A 21,620-nucleotide genomic window follows, 5' to 3' on the forward strand; every position below is an offset into this window, starting at 1 on the left:
ATGGATGATAAAACGATAATTGATATTACGAACTTGGATGCGGAAAAACATGCAGAAAATGCTGCAAAACGAGTTGCTTCATACAGCGAGAAGCTTCTTCATCACGCATCAATTCTTTCCGAAAAAGAATATCAGAAATTTCTTCTTGAAAGACTGGAAAAGGATAATGGTTACGTTATTCGTAAGGCAAGTGACTTTGATCGTTATTTTGCAGTTGACCGTGAGATGCTCTTTAAGTTTCTAGAAGATACTCAGCACGAAACGATGGAATATCTGAGAAAAATATATAAGTCTGATTTGGAAGAGACGATTGTTAGTTTTATCAATGCTGAAACGACAAAAACTCGTGGCAGCCTTCTTGATGTGCTGAAGCATGGAATCGAAATTTCTAATCAGAAGCTGGAACTCATGTACACAAAACCGGCAACTACATTCAATCCAGATTTGACTAGAAAGTATGGACAGAATATTTTCTCTGCAATGGAGGAAGTGTGGGCCAGCGATAAAGAACGAATTGATGTTGTTATCTTTTTGAATGGACTAGCTATTATTGCATTTGAACTTAAGTGCAATGCAGCTGGGCAGTCTTATCAGGATGCAATTTATCAGTTCCGAACCGACCGTAGCCCCAAAACACGTCTTTTTATGTTCAAAGCAGGTACGTTGGTAAACTTTGCTATGGACTTAGAAGAAGTGTATATGACAACAAAACTCGCAGGTGACGCTACATTCTTCCTTCCTTTTAATATGGGAAACGGAGAAGGTGTAACTGCTGGTGCTGGAAATCCTGCGTTTGAAGATAAGTATAGCGTATCTTATATGTGGGAAGATATCCTTACAAAGGATACGATTTTGGACTTAATAAGTAAGTTTATTTTTGTCGAGACAAAAGAAAAAGTAGATGATAAGACCGGGAAAATCAAACGTTCTGAGAATTTGATATTCCCTCGTTATCACCAGCTGGATGTTATTCGAAAAGTGCTTGCCGATGTTAGAGAAAATCGCACTGCACAGAATTACTTGATTCAGCATAGCGCTGGATCTGGAAAAACAAATTCTATAGCATGGTTGGCACATCGTTTAACATCTCTTCATGACGAAGAAAACAAGATAATTTTTGACAACATCATTATTGTCACTGACCGAGTTGTTGTTGACCGTCAGCTTCAAAAAGCAATCATGGGAATGGAGCATAAGGCCGGATTGATTCGTGTTATGGACGATAAGTGCAATTCAGCTGACCTTGCGATTGCATTGAATGGTAATACAAAGATTATTGCAACCACAATTCAAAAGTTCCCGTATATTGTTGATAGTGTAAAGGACCTTAAGAATAAAAGTTTTGCAGTAATTATTGATGAGGCACATTCTTCTACTGCAGGTAAAGATATGGCTGCGGTAACAATGTCGCTTGGTTCTGGTGATCAAACTGAATCAGATGTTGAAGATATGATTTCAAGTGAAATCAAAAGAAACGGTAAGCAAGCAAATGTATCAATTTTTGCATTTACAGCTACACCTAAGCCGACAACAATTCAGTTGTTTGGTCGTTTGAATACGCATGGCCAGAGAGAAGCATTTCACGTTTATTCGATGAAGCAGGCTATAGAAGAGGGCTTTATTCTTGATGTTCTGCAGAACTATACAGAGTATTCAACTTTTTACCAGCTTAACAAGGAAATCGAAGACGATCCTCGTTGTAAAACGAATGCGGCAAAGAGGCAGATTGCACGCTTTATAGAATTGCATGATACTAATATTGCACAGCGTGTAGAAGTAATTGTTGAGCATTTCCGAACAACGGTAATGCAGGAACTGGGTGGCCAGGCTAAGGCAATGGTTATTACCGCGTCCAGACAAGGTGCTGTTAAATATAGACAGGCTTTTGAGGAGTACATTACCAAGAAAGGTTACGACGGAATTCATGCTCTGGTTGCATTTTCTGGAAAAGTAAAACTACCGGATGATGATAAAGAATATACAGAGGCATCTATCAATGGTTTTCCGGAGGATAGACTCACCAAAGAATTTGATACAGATAATTATCAAGTGCTTTTGGTTGCTAATAAATATCAGACAGGTTTTGATCAGCCAAAACTGTGCGCAATGTATGTTCTGAAAAAACTAAGAGGTGTTAATGCTGTCCAGACACTTTCGAGACTGAATCGTATTTGTGCTCCATATGATAAAAAGACATTTGTGTTAGATTTTGTAAATACATACGAGGATATCAAAGCTGCATTTGCTCCATACTACACCACAACATTACTGGCAAATTCAGTAACGCCTAATGCAATTTACGACTTGGAAGCTACTATTGATGCCTATGCATTATTTGATCCGGCTGACATTGAAGCTGCAAATGATATATTGTATTCACAGAAAGTAACAGGAAAACAGAAGCAAAGATTGACATTCTTCCTGCAGAAAAGCAAGAAGCTACTGGAACATTATGAATATGAAACACAGCGTCAAGCTGTGGCAGATATGCGTGGATTTGTTCGTTATTATGAGTTTTTGCTTCAAGTTTCTAGTTTTGAAGATACTGATTTGCACAAGAAATATAACTTTATTTCATACCTGTTAGCTTATATCAATATTAAGCATCCGGGTGGTGGTTTTAATTTAGATGGAAAGATCAAAGCCTCTCAATTTGTTCAGAAAAAGGGTGAAGAACATGTTTCATCTGATCTGGTTGCAAAGCCGGTAATGAAATTGCCAACGGCGGAACACTTTGGTTTGAGTGAGGATAAAGAAAAGAGACTGTCTGAAATAATCGATGAGATTAACAGCAAGACTGGCAAGAACTATGATAACGATGTTGTTGTAAAGGCTATGCTGCAGATTAGAGATATCCTTATGAAATCAGATAAACTTAAAACAAGTGCTAAGAATAATACACAGCAAGACTTTGAGTTCTCTTATTTTGATGATATTGATGATGCACTTATTGAAGGATTGTCACAGAATCAAGATTTCTTTTCAATGTTGTTGTCAAATGATGAAATGAAACATCAGGTGATGGGAATTTTTTCTGATGAGATTTATAAAAGTCTTAGAGAATCAGTATAAAGGCGGTGAAAGACAGTGTTCGATAAATTTCGACTAAAAGAAGTGCTGGTAGAGTACAAAAAACGCTTTGTGCAACAACAGTGGCCTAATGAAAAATATAAATGGGAGGCTGTGCAATGCTTTCAGTTAAATTGGGATGTCAATTCAGATGATTTTGCACAGATGCTAACAAAGTCACTTGCTCAGACGGCTAATTTGTTGACATCGGTAAATAACTTCCCAGCAAGAATGATTACCAAGTTTGCAGAGATTGCGCCAGAAGAAGTACGCTCAATGTATATTGAACTGTATGATGAGAGCAAGGATTTATACGAGAGAGTAGCCAGCTTCAAAAATAAATCTAATACGTTATTAGAGAGGTATGGCAATGGAGCGGCTCAGCATTACCAGTATGAAAATGCGATAATGACATATTTATGGCTTCGATATCCGGATAAATATTACATCTACAAATTGAGTGAAGTAAAAGCTGTCTCGTCGGAGCTGGAAAGTGATTATCGATTCAAAAAGGGTGCTTATGCTGATAACATCAGGAATTTTGTGGCATTTTATGATGAGATTTGTGCTGAACTTCAGCAGGATGATGAACTTAAAAATCTGCTTAATTCTCAGCTGACATCTACATGTTACGCTGATCCTGAATTACGAACTCTTACAATAGATGTGGGCTTCTTTATTTCTCGCTATTGGAACAAGGAGGAACCAGGTCCTAAAGCGGATGAGTGGTGGCCGACTGATTATACTCCGGCATTAACGGTAGAGGATTGGTTAGAGCTTCTGACAGATAAAGACGTATTTAATGAGAGCAGTCTCGAAATCATGAAACGAATGAAGGATTATGGTGGAAAGGCTACTTGCACTCAGCTTGCTGTGAAATATGGAGAAACCAAGAACTTTTATAATAGTGGATCTGTTGCATTGGCAAGACGTATTGTTCAAAAAACTGGATGTCCAGTAATTGCAAGAGATGAAGAAAACTCTCGATTTTGGCCTGTATTATATGTTGGTAAGAATGCTGCAAAAGATGAAGAAGGATCTTATGTTTGGAAACTTCGTGATGAATTAGCAGAAGCTCTAGATCAAGTCGATTTATCAGAAGTCCTTTTGTATGCGCAAGATGAAGAAGGAGAAGAAGATCATAGATACTGGTTTTTGAATGCAAATCCCAAAATATGGAGTATGGCTAGCATGCCAGTTGGAGAAGTACAGGATTATACATTATATAATGATAATGGCAATAAACGGCGTATTTTTCAGAATTTCTTAGATGCAAAGGCTGGAGATATGATAATCGGCTATGAGTCCACACCGGTAAAGCAGGTAGTTGCAATTCTCAAAATTAGTGCGGAACAAGATGGAAAATCAATTTATTTTGAAAAAGTAGAAGGGCTGTCTTCTCCAATTGATTATGCAACTCTGAAAGCTTGTCCAGAACTTGAAAAGATGGAGTACTTTGGTAATCCGCAGGGTAGTCTGTTCAAACTGACAAAGGGTGAATATGATTTCATTTATGACATGATTCGTGATGAAAATCCAGCACCACCTGCAGCAGATAGTATTGAAAAATATGACAAAGAAAAGTTCTTAAATGATGTATATATGACTGAAGCAAAGTATGAGCGCTTAGTTGCAGTTTTGAAAAAGAAGAAAAATATTATTCTTCAAGGTGCTCCAGGTGTTGGAAAGACATTTGCGGCAAAGAGACTTGCATATTCGATTATGGGTGAGAAGGATGATGATCGCATAGAGTTTGTGCAATTCCATCAAAATTATTCCTATGAAGATTTCATGATGGGGTATAAGCCGGTTGAAGATGGATTTGAATTGAAGTATGGTATTTTCTATAGATTTTGTCAAAAGGCTGCAAACCATCCTGATAAAGATTATTTCTTTATCATTGATGAGATCAACCGTGGAAATATGAGTAAGATCTTTGGTGAGTTACTCATGTTAATTGAGGCAGATTATAGAGATACGAAAGCAACATTAGCCTACAATGGCCTAAGTTTCTCTGTCCCAAAGCGTCTACATATCATTGGTATGATGAATACTGCTGATAGAAGTCTGGCGATGATTGATTACGCACTTCGTCGTCGTTTTAGCTTCTTTGATATGGAACCGGGATTTGATTCAGAAGGTTTTATTAAATATCAGGAAGGATTCGCAAACGACACATTCAATACTCTGATTGACCGTATTAAGGAATTGAACCAAGAAATTGCTAAAGATAAATCACTTGGTAAAGGTTTCTGTATTGGGCATAGCTATTTCTGTAACACAGATGAGTGTACAGAAGAATGGATGCAAGATGTGGTTGATTTTGATGTGTTGCCTATGTTAGCAGAATACTGGTTTGATGATACAGACAAACTGCAACGTTGGGAGAATATTTTGCACGGTGTATTTCAATGACAAAGGATAAGAGCATTTTAATCAATAATATTTATCATATGCTTTCTTATGCTTTTCAGGCACTGAACCAAGAAACCTATGAAGATGTTGCAGTAGAGTCTTTTGACGAGATGTATAATCTGCTGGCAGCGATTCTGTCTAAGGGAATTGGATTGCAGTTAAAGCAAGGGCTATATAGAGAATACATAAGTCGTCAGGAAGAACTTTCAGTTATGCGCGGCAAAATAAATATGCCGGGTACAATTAAAAATAGGTTGGCACATAAAAGGGTACTTACTTGCGACTTTGATGAGTTGTCAGAAAACAATTTACTGAATCAAATACTGAAAACAACTGTTACGCTTCTTTTACGCAATGGAAAAGTGCAAGCAAAATACAAAGATGATCTAAAAAAGAAAATGTTGTATTTTTCAAATGTAGAGATAATAGAACCAACAGGAATTAAATGGTCGTCCATTCGTTTTCAGCGTAACAATCAAACATATAGAATGCTTGTAAGTATTTGCCAGTTGATTATTGAGGGGATGCTTATTACAACAGATTCAGGTGACTATAGGTTAGCCTCTTTCGTAGATGAGCAACGTATGTGTAGGTTGTATGAGAAATTTATTCTGGAATATTACAGCAGACATTATCCTGAATTATCTGTCAGTGCATCACAGATTCCGTGGTCACTGGATGATGGTATTGGAACCATGCTTCCGGTCATGCAAAGTGATATTCATCTGCAACGTGGCAATACTGTACTTATTATTGACGCAAAATACTATAGTCACACAACACAGTCCCAGTTTGATAAACATACGATTCATTCCAATAATTTGTATCAGATTTTTACATACGTAAAAAATCGGAGTTATCAATTTGGAGAGGAGAAAAATACAGTTTCTGGAATGCTTCTCTATGCAAAGACAGAAGAAGAAATACAACCGGACAATGTGTATCAAATGCATGGAAGTCAGATAAGTGTTAAAACTCTAGACTTGAACCAGCCTTTTGCGGAGATTGCTAATCAGATGGATAGAATTGTGGAGTCACATTTTTCTGGACTTGCAAAGAAATATTAAAGCCATCAATTTTGTTGTGATTTTCAATTGGTGAAATGAGAAGAAACCAGAAGGAGGTCTCTTATTTGAAAAAGAAAAAAGATGAAATAACCATCCGTTCCAGCGCTGCAGAATATTTGACTTATGTTGCTTCTGTCGGTGATCAGCAGGACAGCATTGAGATGCGCTATGAGGATGAGAATATATGGCTGACACAGAAGATGATGGCCACGTTGTACGATGTGGATGTTCGCACCATAAATTATCATGTAAAAAAAATCTTCAGTGATAGCGAATTACAAGAGGATTCAGTTATCCGAAAATTTCGGATAACTGCCGCTGACGGAAAAAGCTACAGCACAAATCACTATTCCTTGGAGATGATTATTGCAGTAGGCTTTAAAGTAAATTCAGAGCGTGCGGTTCAGTTCCGTAAATGGGTCAATCAAATTGCCAAGGACTACACCATCAAAGGCTGGGTTATGGATGACGAACGTCTAAAAAATGGTGGATCAGTGCTTACAACAGAATATTTTGATCGTTTGCTTGAGCAGATTCGTGAGATCCGTTTATCTGAGCGTAGATTCTATCAGAAGATAACGGACATCTATGCTACAGCTCTTGATTACGACCGCACATCCAAAACAACAAAGCAGTTTTTTGCCAAGGTGCAGAACAAGATGCATTATGCAGTTCACGGACATACGGCAGCAGAGTTGATTTATGAGCGAGCAGATGCTGATAAGCCACATATGGGGCTGACCACGTGGGCAGCAGCACCGGAAGGAAAGATTGTAAAAAGTGATGTGAGTGTTGCGAAGAATTATCTTTCAGAGCAGGAAATGCGTTCATTAGAGCGTATCGTTTCTGCTTATCTGGATCTGGCCGAGGATCGTGCAGAACGTTACATTCCGATGACAATGGAGGACTGGGCAAAGCGTCTGGATCTATTCCTGATGGCTGATGACAGAGAGGTCCTTCAGGATGCAGGAAAGATCACGGCAGAGATTGCCAAGGCTAAAGCCGAGACTGAATTTGAAAAGTATCGTGTTATTCAGGACAGATTGTTCATGTCTGACTTTGATAAATACATGTTGGAACTGGAAGAGAATGCGAAGAAGTAATAGGATCGGTCCTCTCTTTCAATGCTGGATTTTCAGGTATGATAAGGTCGAGTGCATGGAAACCTGGCTATCAGTTAGGACGAAAAATAGCTGTTGACCTGTTTTTGTAGGAAGAACGGACAAGGTTGAGGCGATGGAGGTTCCTTGCAAAATTTGACTTTTATGTTTGAATCACTATAATAGTAGAAACGAATAAAAAAGTTGAACTTTTTCCGTGAACAGGCGAGGTTTAGGCTGTGATATGGATAGCGGAATGTATCAAGAATTTTCTGCTACAGAATTTGTAGATATGTTTCCGCAAACAAACGGAGATATTTTGGTACATACCATATTAGTCTGGATAGGTTCCCGATGACCGACATCAATCCGGACCTATCGAGCCATGTGGAGACTGTGGTTCTTTTGTCCCAACTGAAACAAAAGCCGGCATGAAGGTTTCCAATCTGTATATCTCACAGGTAAAGAGAAAATGCGGAATTGAGGTTGGAAAGAATTATAATTTACCTAAAAATGAAGATAGCAGGCAACCGCAGTGTCCAGAAGATAAAGAGAGTGCAATTGTGGAGGCATTGAAGCATTTTAAGATGAATAGTTAATAAAGAGAGGTCAGATGCTATGCCAGGTATACTCGTGGTTGAAGATGATGAAAATTTAAATCGTGGAATTACATTTTCACTGAAAAAATCCGGATATGAGGTTTTTTCAGCAGAATCAGTGAAAAAAGCGAAAAGAATTGCAAATGATAATAATGTGGATGTTACCATTTGTGATGTGAATCTTCCGGATGGGAATGGACTGGAATTTGTAAGGTGGATGAGATGCAATTATAATACATACATTATTTGTCTTACAGCACTAGATCAGGAGATGGATCAGGTCATGGGATATGAAGCAGGGGCAGATGATTATATTACAAAGCCGTTTAGTCTTTCGGTACTTCTTTTGAAAATAGAAGCACATTTCCGCCGCAGACAGGAGAAAACGGAAGCCGGAAAGATGATTTCGGGAGATATCGTATTTATCGCAGGAGAAATGAAAGTCCTGATAAAGAGTCGTGAAATCAGTCTGACAAAAACGGAGTTAAAAATGCTGACTTTTTTTCTTCAGAATCCGAAACAGATTCTTTCAAAAACACAAATATTGGAAAATGTGTTTGATCTGGAAGGGGATTTTGTGGATGAAAATACAATCGCTGTCAATATCAGAAGACTCCGTGAGAAAATTGAAGACAATCCGGCTGCACCGGTCTATATAAAGAATATCAGAGGTCTTGGGTATATATGGAATCAGGAGGTAAGGCAGTGACAAAGAGATATCACAGGAAACTCACATCAGCCTTGTCTTTGGTATTGCCGGTCATATTAGTGTTTGCAATATTAAATTGCTTTACCACGTATGTGTTTTATGAAGATTATAAATATAAAATGAATCTTATGACAGAGATTGCTGCAAAGGAAGAATTTTCCGGGCTGGATGCTGTTTCGGAATTGCTTAAGGATAAGGATATTGAAACTAACGAACAGGGAAGGCGATTATTGGAGCAATATGGATACTGGGGGAATAAAGGGAATGCATTTTATTCGCAATTCCGGCATCATGTTATGGTGACCGGTGCTGTAAGCACTGTGATATGCGTGCTTCTTTTGACTTTTTTACTTTATTGGAAGAAAAAAGAAGATGCGTGTCATCAGAAAATTTTAGACCAGTTGGAAGAAATTCTGATCAGATTCCGTGAAAATAAATTTGATGATTTACTGAAAACGGAAAATCATGCAGAACTGGAAAAATTGAATGACCAGCTTGAAGCAATCGGACATCATATTCAGTTGATAAAGGAAGAAGCAAGGGCAGAAAAGGAGAACACGAAAGAAATGGTTTCTGATATTTCTCACCAGTTAAAGACACCGGTTGCAGCTTTGGATACATGTTTTAGTGTGCTGATGCAGAATGACTTAAGTGCCACAGAACAGGAGGAGTTTCGTATCCGTTGTCGGAGCGCTCTGGATGGACTGGAGACATTATTGCAGTCGCTTCTTGAAATATCCAAGATGGAAACTGGACTGATTCAGATTAATAAGAAAAAACTTCCGCTTATGGATACTGTCATATCTGCTGTGAACCGCACTTATCCTAAAGCGGATGAGAAAGAAATTGAATTCGTTTTTGACTATGAAAAAGAGCTGGAAACATGCACGATTATGCAGGATAAAAGGTGGCTTGGTGAAGCTGTGATCAACGTTCTGGATAATGCGGTCAAGTACAGTCCGTGTGGTTCAAAAATATTTATCCGGTTACAAAAAAGAAACGATCTTGTAAGAATGGAAATTGAGGATCAGGGAATTGGTATTCCGCAGAATGAGTATCACAAAATTTTTCAACGATTTTACAGAGGAAGTTCCAAGGAGGTCATGGAAAAGAGTGGTACAGGAATCGGACTTTTTCTATCGAGAGAAATTATCGAAAAACACGCAGGTACGATTACGGTAACCTCCGGCAAAAAGAAAAAAGGAAGCACGTTTGTGATTCAATTACCATATGTTGGTTAAATTTTAAGTGAGCAGAAATCTTACAATTCTGTAAGATTTCTGCTCGTTTTTTGAAAGTGAAATGAAAGATTGTCCTGATACAATTTGGATGTAGGTTGAAAAATGACCAAATATATAAACAGGCAAAGAAAGCGTGCTGAAAAGGTACGCTTTACAGAATTGAAAAGGAGGCAACACATGAGTGTGATATTAGAAACCAAGCAGCTTTGTAAGTTTTATGGCGCAGGTGAGAATCAGGTCAAAGCGGTCAATCAGGTGGACATTCAGATTGAGCAGGGAGAATTTGTCGCAATTGTTGGAAAGTCAGGTTCCGGTAAAAGTACATTACTTCATATGCTTGGAGGGCTTGATACCCCGACAAAAGGCAGTGTTACTTTAGCAGGGAAAGATTTATACAGGATGAAGGAAGATGCCCTTGCTGTTTTCCGCAGAAGAAAAATCGGATTTGTTTTTCAGGCATTTAATCTGGTTTCATCTGTTAATGTCTGGGAAAATATTGTACTGCCACTGGGGCTGGATGGAAGAAAAGTGGATGAAGCGTATGTAAATGATATTATTGCAACTCTGGGGATTGAAAACCGGATTTATAATCTGCCAAATCAGTTATCCGGAGGACAGCAGCAGAGAGTAGCAATTGCAAGAGCACTGGTGAATCGTCCGGAAATTATATTTGCAGATGAGCCGACAGGAAATCTTGATTCTAAGACCAGTGATGAGGTAATCGCTCTGCTTAAGATGACAGCAAAAAAATATGGACAGACAATTGTAATGATTACCCATGATGACGAAATTGCACAGGTCGCTGACCGTATTCTGGTGATTGAGGACGGACAGGTGGTGGATTTCAGATGAAGACAATAAGCAGGATTGCATATAGCAATGACAAAAGGAACAGGACAAGAAGTATACTGATCATGATGGCAATCTGTCTGACCACGATGCTGCTTGTTATCATCAGTACTGTGGGAAATGGGGTAATTCATTTACAGAAAAGTCAGGCGGCAGGATCATATGGAAGCAATTATGGTCTGTTTGTTTCCGCAGACGGATCGCAGTTAAAAGAAGTAAACCGCCGTGCGGAAATAGATGCTACAGGCACTATGTGCACCGAAGGTATCATAAAAGGCAATGAAAAAGGCGGGTTTGTCTGCATGGATGAGACTGCAAGAAAAATGCTTCCTTATAATAAAGAATATGAGTTGAAGGAAGGAAAGTATCCGGAAAAAATGCAGGAAATTGCCGCAGGAAGAGCATTTTTTCGTGCAATGGGGTATGGTGATGTAAAGATCGGAGATACGGTTACACTGGATTACCGCGCAGGGATGCAGTCAGAATATAAGCCGGAAGAATTTGTTGTCAGCGGAATCCTATATGATCGGGATGAGTATACCATCGAGGCATCTTATGTTGCTTTCGGATCACAGGAGTTTTATGATGAGCACGCCGCAGAGAATGACAGACAGTATAATATTTATTTTACTTTAAATGATTCTGCAAATGTATCTATGAATAATATTGAGTCGGTTATAAAGCAGATTGCAGCAGCTTGTGGGATCGAAGAAAAAAACGTTATAGTCAATGATCTCTATTTGCAATGGGTCTTGCAGCCGAGTTATGAAACGATTGCGGTATGCGGGGTTTTGATTCTTGCAATTGTACTTTTCTCTGTTGTGGTCATTTATAATATTTTTCAGGTCGGTATTGCCAACAAGATACAGGAGTATGGAAAAATCAAGGCTCTGGGAGCGACAAAAAAGCAGATGAAACAACTGATCTTCAGAGAGGGTATGTTTTTGACAATTTCTTCAATACCAGTTGGATTGCTTCTTGGTTTTCTGATTGCAAAATGCGGTTTTAACTGGCTGGTAGAACAGGGAAACCTTGTATCAACCGGAACTGGCTCTATGGGAGTCCAAAATCAGCAGATGCCACTGTTTTCCCTGCCTGTTATGCTTCTATGTATTTTCGTGTCATTTTTTACCGTTGCTTTGGCGCTGCGTAAACCAATGAAAATTGTTTCACGGATTTCACCTATCGAAGCAACACGGTATTTAGAAAATGCAGAAACACACAAAAAAGGAAAACGAAATGGCAGAAAAAATGTCACCGTGTTTTCTATGGCAATGGCAAATATAACGGGTAATCCAAAAAGAACCATTGGTACCATCCTCACACTGGGGCTTTCCTGCGCATTGTTTGTGATTATCTCTAATTATGTAGGAAATATTGATACGGAGCATGAAGCACGTCTTTCCGTTAATCATGGACAATTTGAACTGCAGCTTGACTATTCTGCTGAGTACGATGAAAGATATCCGGAGAATAATCTGGATACGATTCTGACGGATAATCCATTGAATGATTCAATGATTGAAGAAATCAAAAGCATTCCAGGAGTGACAGATGTCATGACGAGAGAGATTGTCTCTGTAAATCTGAACGGAACAAGATTTCCGGCTGATATTGTGAGTAAAAATGATTTTGATTTTATGCGCCAAGACGGGGATATTGGCTCTATGGACTATGATCAGGCGGTAAAGAATGGTGAAATTTTCTTTGGTTGGTTGATGTGGATGGAACAAGATGGATATGCTCCGGGTGAATCCATTGCATTTGACTTTGAGAATGGAAGTGAAACCTATACCTATCAGGGAAAGATTGCAGGATCCTTTGTAAGCGCGGACACTTATCTTGTCATTCCGGAAGGTGTATACCGTTCCATGAATCCGAGGGGAACAGCCTATGGCTATCTGTGGGTGGACTGTGATAAAAAAGATGTTGCATCTGTGGAACAGAGTCTGAATACTTTGATTTCTAATACTTCGCATATAAAAATGGATACCTATCATGCACAGTTACAATCTGCAGAATTCACAGCTCGCATGATGAAGCTTGGCTGTTATCTGTTTATGGCGGTTGTAGGACTCATCGGTTTTATGAATATGGCAAACACCATAATCATGAATATTACGACAAAAAAGCAGGAATATGGTGTATTACAGGCTGTGGGTATGACAAATAAACAATTAAATTTATGTCTGCAGTTACAGGGAATGATGTTTACGGTTGGTACCATATGCGTAGCTTTGATCATTGGTCTGCCGCTCGGCTATGCACTTTTTTCCTATGCAAAACATAATGGAATATTTGGAATGAATATCTATCATGTTCCAATCGTACCAATTTTTATTATGATTTTTTTGGTCGGTCTGTTGCAGATTGTACTTTCCTGCGTTTTAAGCAGTAATCTGAAAAAGGAAACGCTGGTAGAAAGAATAAGGTATCAGGGATAGCAAATCCTCCAGTTCTTTCTGGGAGATTTCAAAGGGAAGATTTGTCATAAGTGCCAATTCTTTTCCGGAAGGAAGTATGGAGGTCATAATTCGCGTATGTGTACTTACTTTTTCTTTCATATGTTCGAAACGATCAGGATGTCTTTTCCTTATTTTCTCTAATTGCTGATGGGTATGCCGCAAAATAACGGCTTCGTCAGTGGATACCATATTGTTGCGCTCAAATTTATAATCATTGGAGGATAGACGGAATAAGTAATTGATCTTTTCCGTTTCCAGAAAGTCAACAAATTCTATGGATGGATACCCCCTGTCAAAAATGACTAATACCGGCTGTTTGATATTCATGCGCTTTAAATGATTCAGGTTTTTCTTGGCAAGCTCTGTCTCATTGGTAGAAATATGTGAAATCTCGATATCCAAGTAAAATTGATTCAAAATGTCGTACATGGCATGGCGGGATGAATCTACTTGGAAAAGCTGATGTCTGGGATAACTTAATGCGTATCAGAAATTCACAAGTTGCAACGGAATTGTTGGAAATTGCTTTGGGATGTTCTGAGGAGAGGAGGAAAAGTGAATAAAAAGATAAAATGTGATATCTATACCAGAGTATCCACAACCATGCAGGTAGATGGCTACAGTCTGGATGCTCAGAAAGAAAAACTCAAGAGATATGCGGAATTTCAGAACATGGAAATCGTAAATGAGTATTCCGATGAAGGTAAGTCTGGAAAAAGCGTAGAGGGCAGACCGGAATTTCAGAGAATGTTGGATAATATTGAGAATGGAACAGATGAGGTGCAGTTTGTACTGGTGTTCAAGCTTTCCAGATTTGGTCGTAATGCGGCAGATGTTTTAAATTCTTTGCAGAGGATGCAGGATTTTGGAGTGAATCTGATCTGTGTAGAAGATGGAATTGACAGCTCAAAAGATAGTGGAAAGCTGATGATTTCTGTTCTGTCTGCGGTGGCAGAGATCGAACGAGAGAATATCCTTGTTCAGACAATGGAAGGACGTAAGCAGAAAGCCAGGGAAGGAAAATGGAATGGTGGATTTGCTCCGTATGGTTATGAATTAGTAAATGGAGAATTGCAGATTGCAGAGGACGAAGCAGAGATTATTCGTCTGATCTATGACAAATTTATTCATACCAATATGGGAATCTCTGCGATTGCTGCATGGCTGAACCAGCATGGATACAAAAAGAAAAAACGACAGAATAATACACTGGACGCATTTGCCGCTTCATTTATAAAGGGCGTTCTGGATAATCCGGTATACTGTGGAAAGCTGGCTTATGGACGAAGGAAAAACGAGAAAGTTTCTGGTACAAGAAATGAATACCGCATTGTAAAGCAGGAAAATTATATGCTGCACGATGGTATCCATGAAGGGATTGTTTCAGAAACAGACTGGGAGCTGGCACATCAAAAACGGGAAAAAACAGGTGTGAAATATGAAAAGACACATAGTCTCGATCATGAGCATATTTTATCCGGAATATTGAGATGCCCATTATGTGGAAGTGGTATGTATGGAAACGTGAACCGAAAGAAAAAGAAAGACGGAACTTTATATAAGGATTATTTCTATTATGCCTGCAAACATCGTCGCCTGGTAGATGGTCATAAATGTGGATATCGTAAACAATGGAGTGAGGAGAAGATTAACAATGCAGTGGAAGAAGTTATTCGGAAGCTGGTGAAGAATCCTAAATTTGAAGAAGCAATTCTGAATAAAATCGGTTCAAGAATAGATACAGAAGAAATAGAAAAAGAGATTGAAAGACTGGAAAAACAGCACAGGCAGCTGACCGGAGCAAAAGCAAGACTTGGACAGCAGATGGACAGTCTGGATATTATGGATAAATTTTATGAAAAGAAATATCAGGATATGGAGACACGCTTATATCGTCTATATGATGAAATTGAAGGCGTGGAGAACAGTATAGAAGAAGTCAAGAATCGCCTGCTGAATATCCGGCAACAGAAAATATCAGAAGAAAACGTCTATCAATTTCTTTTATATTTTGATAAACTATATGATAAGTTCACCGACCTGGAGAAGAAAGAATTTCTTAACAGCTTTGTGGAACAGGTGGACATTTATGAGCAGGAGCAGCCAGATGGCAGATTCCTGAAGCACATAAAGTTCCGTTTTCCGGTGTATTTTGGAGACAGGGAAACACAGGAACTTTGTTGGGACAACAAAAGTACCGTTGAGACGGTCTGTTTGCTGTCAAGAAAAGATAAATAAAGGCTAAAAAGTGGCGTATTTCCGGGCTTTTTGTAAGGTTAGTATCATCGTAAGAAGCCTTGCGGAAAGCTCGGTTTTCTTGTATGGAAACATATCTACTTTTCGGTCTGACTGGAGAGAAATTGAGTAACCGGAGAATAGCGGTAGGGTTTAGGCTGTGGATTAGATGTCAGAGGTTGTGGCACCGGGATTGTTGCCAGAGCCGACCGCAGTTTAAGCCACTCGATACTAAGAGGCAGACTTGGCAGTGGAATAGATGATATGGAAGGAGGAAGATACCGTTGGGGAGAGCAAAGAAAAAAAGAGTAGCAAAAAGAAGAAAGCGTATGTTTAACAGAAACTCTATAAGAGCAAAAATGGGGAAACCTGTATTTTTCACTTTGACTCACTGCAATAAAAAGATGAGTGGTATCTCGAATAAATACAATTATAAAGCGAATATGCATAAGCTTTGCTTTGTAAGTGCACGTTTTTATAATGTAAAGTATCAGGCCTCTATTATGACTGATTGTAATTATCGAGATGCAAATATCATTGGAGTGGATTATTTCAATTGCAACATGCGTGAAACATCATTTAAAAATGCACGATTAAAGAATGTAGTATTTTTTAATTGTAATCTCAAAGGCGTGGATTTTGCAGGAACTCAATTTGATGATGTTACATTTATTAGTACAAATCTGCAGGAGCCAAAAAACCTTAATCTTGATAATCCGGGAATCAGAATTTTACGTACTTATAGGACGATTAATATTGATAGATTAGTTGAGGACAGATTATTAGTATTGGCGAAGAATAAGTCGATATTTAATGCTAAGGTACTTCATGTGAATAAGAATAAATTAAATCAATGGACGATTGGCTTAATTTATGACAAGTATGGTATCGATGGAATAGACACACTTAGTCGGATTCTATGCAAGAAAGAAAAGTGGAATAATATGTACACTGTCTTTTCGTATATGTTGCTAATTGAAAATTGGAATAAAAAATGATATAATAATTAAGTCCTGCTCCGGAACCAGTGATGGTGTATGCTAACTTGTATAAATGAGGACACATAACATTAGCAAGTATTCGAGGAGGGATGTCTATGATTAGTAATATCTTAACGGTTTTATCTTTTGTTGTATTATTGTTGAGCTCTATAATTGATTGTAACTTCCTATCCCGATTACTCGGGGTTTCGAGCAAATAATAAGTATTTTCACCCTCTTAGGCAGTTTTGTCTCGGAGGGATTTTTTTTACAAATAATTCACAAAAAAGTATTGCTTTGCCATCAGGGCAATGTTTTATAATGGATTGTGTCAGGAGGTGGTGTAGTGGGATACAAAGTTAAATGGGTAGAAGACCATCTTGGAATTTCGCGTAAGGCATTACGTAACTATGAAAGACTTGGTTTAATGCCACCAAATAAAGGTGGAAAATATCGAGATTATTCGGATGAAGATATTGACCGTATATGGAGTATAAAACTTCTTCAAGGTGTAGGGTACTCGTTAGCAGAAATTCGCGAGCTCATGGATAATCCAGAAGCAGATTTTTATAAATCAATCTCAGAGAAAGTTGTTGAGCTTGAAAGAAAACGAGATGACATTACAAATTTCATAGAATTTGCGAAAACCATCAAGCTTACAGGTCGAGTTCCAACCACTAAAGAAGTGGGTAGCATTAGGTATTCCGAGTTCATGGAGTATTCAAGGGAAAATTGGAACTTTTATATTGAACCAAAAGCGGCTTCCTATTTAGATGCAATGGAATTAACACAGAATGCTAATGAACAGGAACTTTCTGAAATTGATATTGACAGATTAGAGTCTCTTGCAAATTTGATGAGGGATTATAAGGAAATGCAATACACATATACGATAAATGCCTACTATCAAATATTATCAAGAATGAAGTCACTTGACTTTAACAGTGAAGCAGTACAGACTGTGGTTGAACAGTTGTTCTGTTTTCTTTCAGAGTGTGATACAGCTAAGGAAATTGGAGAAAAATACATACCTGTTTTCTTTTCAAAATTTACAGCACCATTTTTCTTAGAGGGAAGTGATATTGGAGAAATAAACATTGCTACATATGGAAGAGAAGGGGCTGAATTTATTGCAAGGGCTATAGCTTTCTTTGGAGGCTTTGATTCTCTAGATGATTTATACGAACTGTAAGGAATGGAGGAAAAGAAATGCTTGTTTTAGGAATTAACAAAATTTTGAATTGGTGTCAAATTATTTCCGGAGGCAGAACATATACTTGTCCGACGAAGCTGATTGACGGAAAGTTGGTTTTTCATTTCAAGAAAGAATGGCATAGTGTGGCAGAGTTTGTTTCTGACCATGCGGAGGAACTTGTTTCAGAAGGCGGTAAGATTTTCTCTCGCCCATTCAAAAAGTAGGAGGTAATTGTTATGAGATGTGCAAATTGTGGAAATGAAGATGAGAATACTCTATGGGACGAGGGAGGTACAATTTATTGTTCTCGCTGTACTCATAGAACGAGAACCTCTGATGGAGAAGAGGACTTGGTTGAATGCCCTCATTGTCATGAGATGAGAGATAGCAAGGCATATTATTGCAGACATTGTAATATGCCGTTCTAACAGAGGAAGGTGAAAAAATGACCAGAGATGAACTTAAAGAACAGATTGATGAGTTGATGAGAGAGTATGCTGATGAAGAAATTGATGGTGCTACATACTCACAAAGAATGAAGGAGTTAACCACAACAGCTCAGAATGAAAACGATGATTGATAGAAGGGAGAAAGTGTATTATGACAAAAAGTGAAGCAGAAATTTTTATTGATGAAATGGAATCAATAGGTGATGTTTGGACAGTGGAGCAGGTTATGGATGTGTATGGGAATGTCACATTAGAAATGGCTTTAAAAGATCGTAAGGCATCAGTGGGAACATTTATGAATATTATAAGTGCTGTAATTCAGAAATAACTCTTGATGTTATTATTTCTGTTGGCTATCGTGTAAAATCAAAACGAGGAATACAGTTCAGAATCTGGGTAACCGGGATTCTAAAAGAATACATGAGAAAAGGTTTTGTCTTAGATGACGATCGTTTGAAAAATCTGGGTGGTGGTGGATATTTCAAGGAATTATTGGAGAGAATCCGTGATATTCGTGATATTCGTGCATCCGAGAAAGTGTTTTATCGTCAGGTACTGGAAAGTTATGCAACGAGCATAGATTATGATCCGAAAGCGGAAATATCCATTGTATTTTTCAAAATGTAGTTGCCAAGAATTATGGAGCGATCTGCTTGATCAGTATGCCAAATATCATAAAACACTGCACTTTGATCAAATCAATTAAGTCCCCTGAAACATACCATGTTCCTTATACAGAAGTCGTAAGCTGTAAATTCCAAAACGATGCAAATTTGGGTGGGCACTGCAATGTTTTCTGACATATGCAGGATAGTAGATTGACTGGGAGAAAAAGAAAATTGCTTAACAGCTTTTCAGATCAGGTGATGCTGCATAAATCCTCAAATACTCCTTGCAATAAAAAAATACAGCAATTATAATATAAATACAAAAGCCGGATGCGGAGGCTGACTTCTGAAAACAAAGAAAGGAAGTATAAAATGGCGAAAATTTTAATCAGTCCGTCCAAATATTTACAGGGTGCGGGAGAAATGAAGAATCTTGGAACTTATGCTGCAAAGAGCGGAAAAAAAGCGTTGGTTCTGATCAGTAAAGGCGGATATAAAAGAATCGGTAAAACGATCGAAGAGAGCTTTGCTGAGAGTACCTGTGAGGTGGTTTTTGATTATTTTAACGGAGAATGCTGTAACAGTGAGATTGATCGTCTGGTAAAGATCGTAAAAGATGAGCAGTGTGATCTTACCATTGGTATTGGTGGAGGAAAGATCTTTGATACAGCGAAGGCAGTTGCATACTATGCGGGAACACCGGTATTTATCTGTCCGACGATCGCATCTACAGATGCCCCTTGCAGTGCTTTGTCTGTTATTTATACAGAAGAAGGAGTTTTTGAAAAATATCTGTTTCTTCCGGCGAATCCGAATCTTGTTCTGATGGATACAGATATCATCACCAAATCGCCGGTTCGTCTTACTGTGGCTGGTATGGGAGATGCACTGGCAACATATTTTGAGGCAAGGGCATGCAAGAGAAGCGGAGCAACTTCCTGTGCAGGAGGTAAGACAACAGAGGCTGCCATGGCACTGGCTGAACTTTGTTTTAATACCTTGATGGATGAGGGCGTAAAAGCTAAGATAGCTCTGGAAGCAGGCGTATGCACACCGGCAGTTGAGAAAGTGATTGAGTCTAATACACTTCTTTCTGGAATTGGTTTTGAAAGTGCAGGACTTGCAGGTGCACATGCGATCCATAACGGATTTACTGTACTGGAAGAATGCCATCATATGTATCATGGAGAAAAAGTTGCATTCGGAACCATCACACAGCTGGTACTGGAGAATATTCCCCAGGAAGATCTGGAAGAGATCATCTTATGGTGCATTGAAGTAGGACTTCCTGTTACTCTGGCAGAGCTTGGAGCTGGGAAGGTAACGGATGAGCAGCTTATGGAAGTTGCCACAACTGCATGTGCGGAGAATGATACACTTCACAACATGCCATTTGAAGTTACACCGGAAACTGTATTTGCAGCAATCAAAGCGGCAGATGCATATGGAAGATATTACCTGGATGAGGAATAAACAGATAAAAAGTAAATAGCTGATATAAAAATTGCAATCTGCAGAAACAAGAGTTATCAAGTATTGTTATCCTGCAGGTTGCTTTTTTTTATGTATGGCTGTAATATAACAGAAAGATCAGTAAATATTGGAACAGAAAACATACGGAGGAATATTTGTGGCAAAAAAACGAAAACCCAAAATGGAGCTTCGATATTATAAGATGCCGGAGGGGAGCCCCATCCTTGCATTGCTTGGACAGAAGTGGGTTCAGAATTATGGGAACGATATCGATTATCTCCATTTTCATAATTATCTGGAAATCGGATTCTGCTATGAAGGACAGGGATTTATGATACTTGGAGAGGATAAGGTACAGTTTCATGACCGGGATTTTACGGTGATCCCATCCAATTATCCACATACCACAAACAGTGATATTGGAACTATCAGCCGCTGGGAGTATCTTTTTATTGATGTAGAAGGATTCCTGGATAAATTTATTAATAATTCGGTAAAAAAAGAAAAAATCGTTCAGCGGATCAACTCCAGATCGCTTTTTCTGAATGAAAAAGAAAACCGATCCATGGCAGGTAAGATCCTTAAGATCCTGGATATCATGCGGGATGGAGAGGAATTTTATCTGGAAGAAGCTAAGGGAGTTTTGGCATCGCTTCTTATGGAAATCGCAAGGATAAACCGGGATTCAAGCGAAGAACGTTGCAGCGAAGGCAGAGGAAAAGTCATGGATATGATCTCCAGGTTCCAGGATTATATTTCTGATCATTACATGGAGGATCTTCGTATTGACGAACTGGCAGAATACTGTCATATCAGTGAAACTCATTTGCGCCGGATATTTACGACTTATATGAAGATGAGCCCGCTGGAATACATTAATACGATCCGTATCCAGGCGGCCTGTGATTATCTGAAAAAAACAGATCAGCCAATTGCAGATATAGCACATAAGTGTGGTTTTACCACCAATTCCACATTTAACCGGAATTTTCGTCAGGTTACGGGAATGACACCTCTGGAGTGGAGAAAACGTCCGGAGAACTATGAACAGCAGCTTCTTAAGTTTGACATCCATTCAGAGGAAGGCTGGTAAAACAACAAAACCAGATCTGTGGATCTGTCACGACAGAATAGAAATATCAGACTGTATGCGGATCAGGCAGATA

At 38.6% G+C, this 21,620-nt stretch carries 17 protein-coding genes and 2 pseudogenes; 18 read left to right on the forward strand and 1 reads right to left on the reverse strand.

The window, feature by feature from the left end; all coding sequences use genetic code 11:
* From DW694_RS02655 to DW694_RS02695, 9 genes and pseudogenes are all read left to right on the forward strand, one after another.
* Positions 1–3,072, forward strand: coding sequence for a DEAD/DEAH box helicase family protein (locus DW694_RS02655; RefSeq protein ID WP_180215018.1), 3,072 nt, complete (start codon positions 1–3; stop codon positions 3,070–3,072).
* A 15-nt stretch (positions 3,073–3,087) separates the two neighbouring features.
* Positions 3,088–5,484 (forward strand): AAA family ATPase, encoded by a 2,397-nt coding sequence (locus DW694_RS02660; RefSeq protein ID WP_110103431.1) that lies wholly within the window; start codon positions 3,088–3,090, stop codon positions 5,482–5,484.
* The gene (gene mcrC / locus DW694_RS02665) at positions 5,481–6,551 is read left to right on the forward strand and encodes a 5-methylcytosine-specific restriction endonuclease system specificity protein McrC (RefSeq protein WP_118752506.1); all 1,071 of its coding nucleotides are present in this window, start codon (positions 5,481–5,483) and stop codon (positions 6,549–6,551) included. The genes DW694_RS02660 and mcrC overlap by 4 nt, the downstream gene beginning before the upstream one ends.
* Positions 6,552–6,616: 65 nt before the next feature.
* Entirely contained in the window at positions 6,617–7,654 is a 1,038-nt protein-coding gene (locus DW694_RS02670; RefSeq protein WP_110103429.1) for a virulence RhuM family protein, read from the forward strand.
* 422 nt (positions 7,655–8,076) lie between these two features.
* A pseudogene (locus tag DW694_RS17105) lies at positions 8,077–8,250 on the forward strand (23S rRNA (uracil(1939)-C(5))-methyltransferase RlmD); the annotation flags it as partial.
* A 19-nt stretch (positions 8,251–8,269) separates the two neighbouring features.
* Complete coding sequence (locus DW694_RS02680; protein ID WP_118752507.1) at positions 8,270–8,959, forward strand: response regulator transcription factor; 690 nt, start codon at positions 8,270–8,272, stop codon at positions 8,957–8,959.
* Entirely contained in the window at positions 8,935–10,200 is a 1,266-nt protein-coding gene (locus DW694_RS02685; protein ID WP_118752508.1) for a HAMP domain-containing sensor histidine kinase, read from the forward strand. The genes DW694_RS02680 and DW694_RS02685 overlap by 25 nt, the downstream gene beginning before the upstream one ends.
* Before the next feature lie 177 nt (positions 10,201–10,377).
* On the forward strand, positions 10,378–11,052 hold the full coding sequence (locus DW694_RS02690; protein WP_006426335.1) for an ABC transporter ATP-binding protein: 675 nt from the start codon (positions 10,378–10,380) through the stop codon (positions 11,050–11,052).
* Positions 11,049–13,493 carry an FtsX-like permease family protein gene (locus tag DW694_RS02695; RefSeq protein ID WP_118752509.1) on the forward strand — a complete coding sequence of 815 codons (2,445 nt, stop codon included), beginning with the start codon at positions 11,049–11,051 and terminating at the stop codon, positions 13,491–13,493. Before DW694_RS02690 ends, DW694_RS02695 begins: the two co-directional genes overlap by 4 nt.
* Here DW694_RS02695 and DW694_RS02700 read toward each other — a convergent pair.
* Positions 13,437–13,943, reverse strand: coding sequence for a transposase (locus DW694_RS02700; protein ID WP_118752510.1), 507 nt, complete (start codon positions 13,941–13,943; stop codon positions 13,437–13,439). The genes DW694_RS02695 and DW694_RS02700 overlap by 57 nt on opposite strands.
* Positions 13,944–14,069: 126 nt before the next feature.
* On the opposite strand from DW694_RS02700, the gene DW694_RS02710 reads away from it, so the two are divergent.
* The 9 genes and pseudogenes from DW694_RS02710 to DW694_RS02740 all read left to right on the forward strand — a co-directional run bounded on the left by DW694_RS02710 (position 14,070) and on the right by DW694_RS02740 (position 21,547).
* Positions 14,070–15,752, forward strand: a complete 1,683-nt coding sequence (locus tag DW694_RS02710) for a recombinase family protein (RefSeq protein ID WP_256163680.1) — start codon at positions 14,070–14,072, stop codon at positions 15,750–15,752.
* A 281-nt stretch (positions 15,753–16,033) separates the two neighbouring features.
* On the forward strand, positions 16,034–16,747 hold the full coding sequence (locus tag DW694_RS02715; RefSeq protein WP_243269331.1) for a pentapeptide repeat-containing protein: 714 nt from the start codon (positions 16,034–16,036) through the stop codon (positions 16,745–16,747).
* Between the two features lie 328 nt (positions 16,748–17,075).
* Entirely contained in the window at positions 17,076–17,921 is an 846-nt protein-coding gene (locus tag DW694_RS02720; RefSeq protein WP_173740228.1) for a MerR family transcriptional regulator, read from the forward strand.
* Between the two features lie 17 nt (positions 17,922–17,938).
* Positions 17,939–18,148: a hypothetical protein gene (locus DW694_RS02725; protein WP_118752513.1), complete on the forward strand. Its 210-nt coding sequence runs from the start codon at positions 17,939–17,941 to the stop codon at positions 18,146–18,148.
* A 221-nt stretch (positions 18,149–18,369) separates the two neighbouring features.
* Entirely contained in the window at positions 18,370–18,504 is a 135-nt protein-coding gene (locus DW694_RS17110) for a hypothetical protein (RefSeq protein ID WP_256163681.1), read from the forward strand.
* A 20-nt stretch (positions 18,505–18,524) separates the two neighbouring features.
* Complete coding sequence (locus tag DW694_RS16820; RefSeq protein WP_173740227.1) at positions 18,525–18,701, forward strand: hypothetical protein; 177 nt, start codon at positions 18,525–18,527, stop codon at positions 18,699–18,701.
* A gap of 2 nt (positions 18,702–18,703) precedes the next feature.
* Positions 18,704–18,994, forward strand: a pseudogene (rhuM, locus tag DW694_RS02730) (RhuM family protein); the annotation flags it as partial.
* Positions 18,995–19,353: 359 nt separating this feature from the next.
* Positions 19,354–20,454: a glycerol dehydrogenase gene (locus DW694_RS02735; protein WP_118752515.1), complete on the forward strand. Its 1,101-nt coding sequence runs from the start codon at positions 19,354–19,356 to the stop codon at positions 20,452–20,454.
* Between the two features lie 157 nt (positions 20,455–20,611).
* A complete protein-coding gene (locus DW694_RS02740) occupies positions 20,612–21,547 on the forward strand; it encodes an AraC family transcriptional regulator (protein ID WP_286186774.1) in 936 nt (311 codons plus the stop codon).
* The last annotated feature ends 73 nt before the right edge of the window (positions 21,548–21,620 follow it).

This window comes from Ruminococcus sp. AM26-12LB, from assembly GCF_003480785.1.
GTDB lineage: Bacteria > Bacillota > Clostridia > Lachnospirales > Lachnospiraceae > Blautia_A > Blautia_A fusiformis.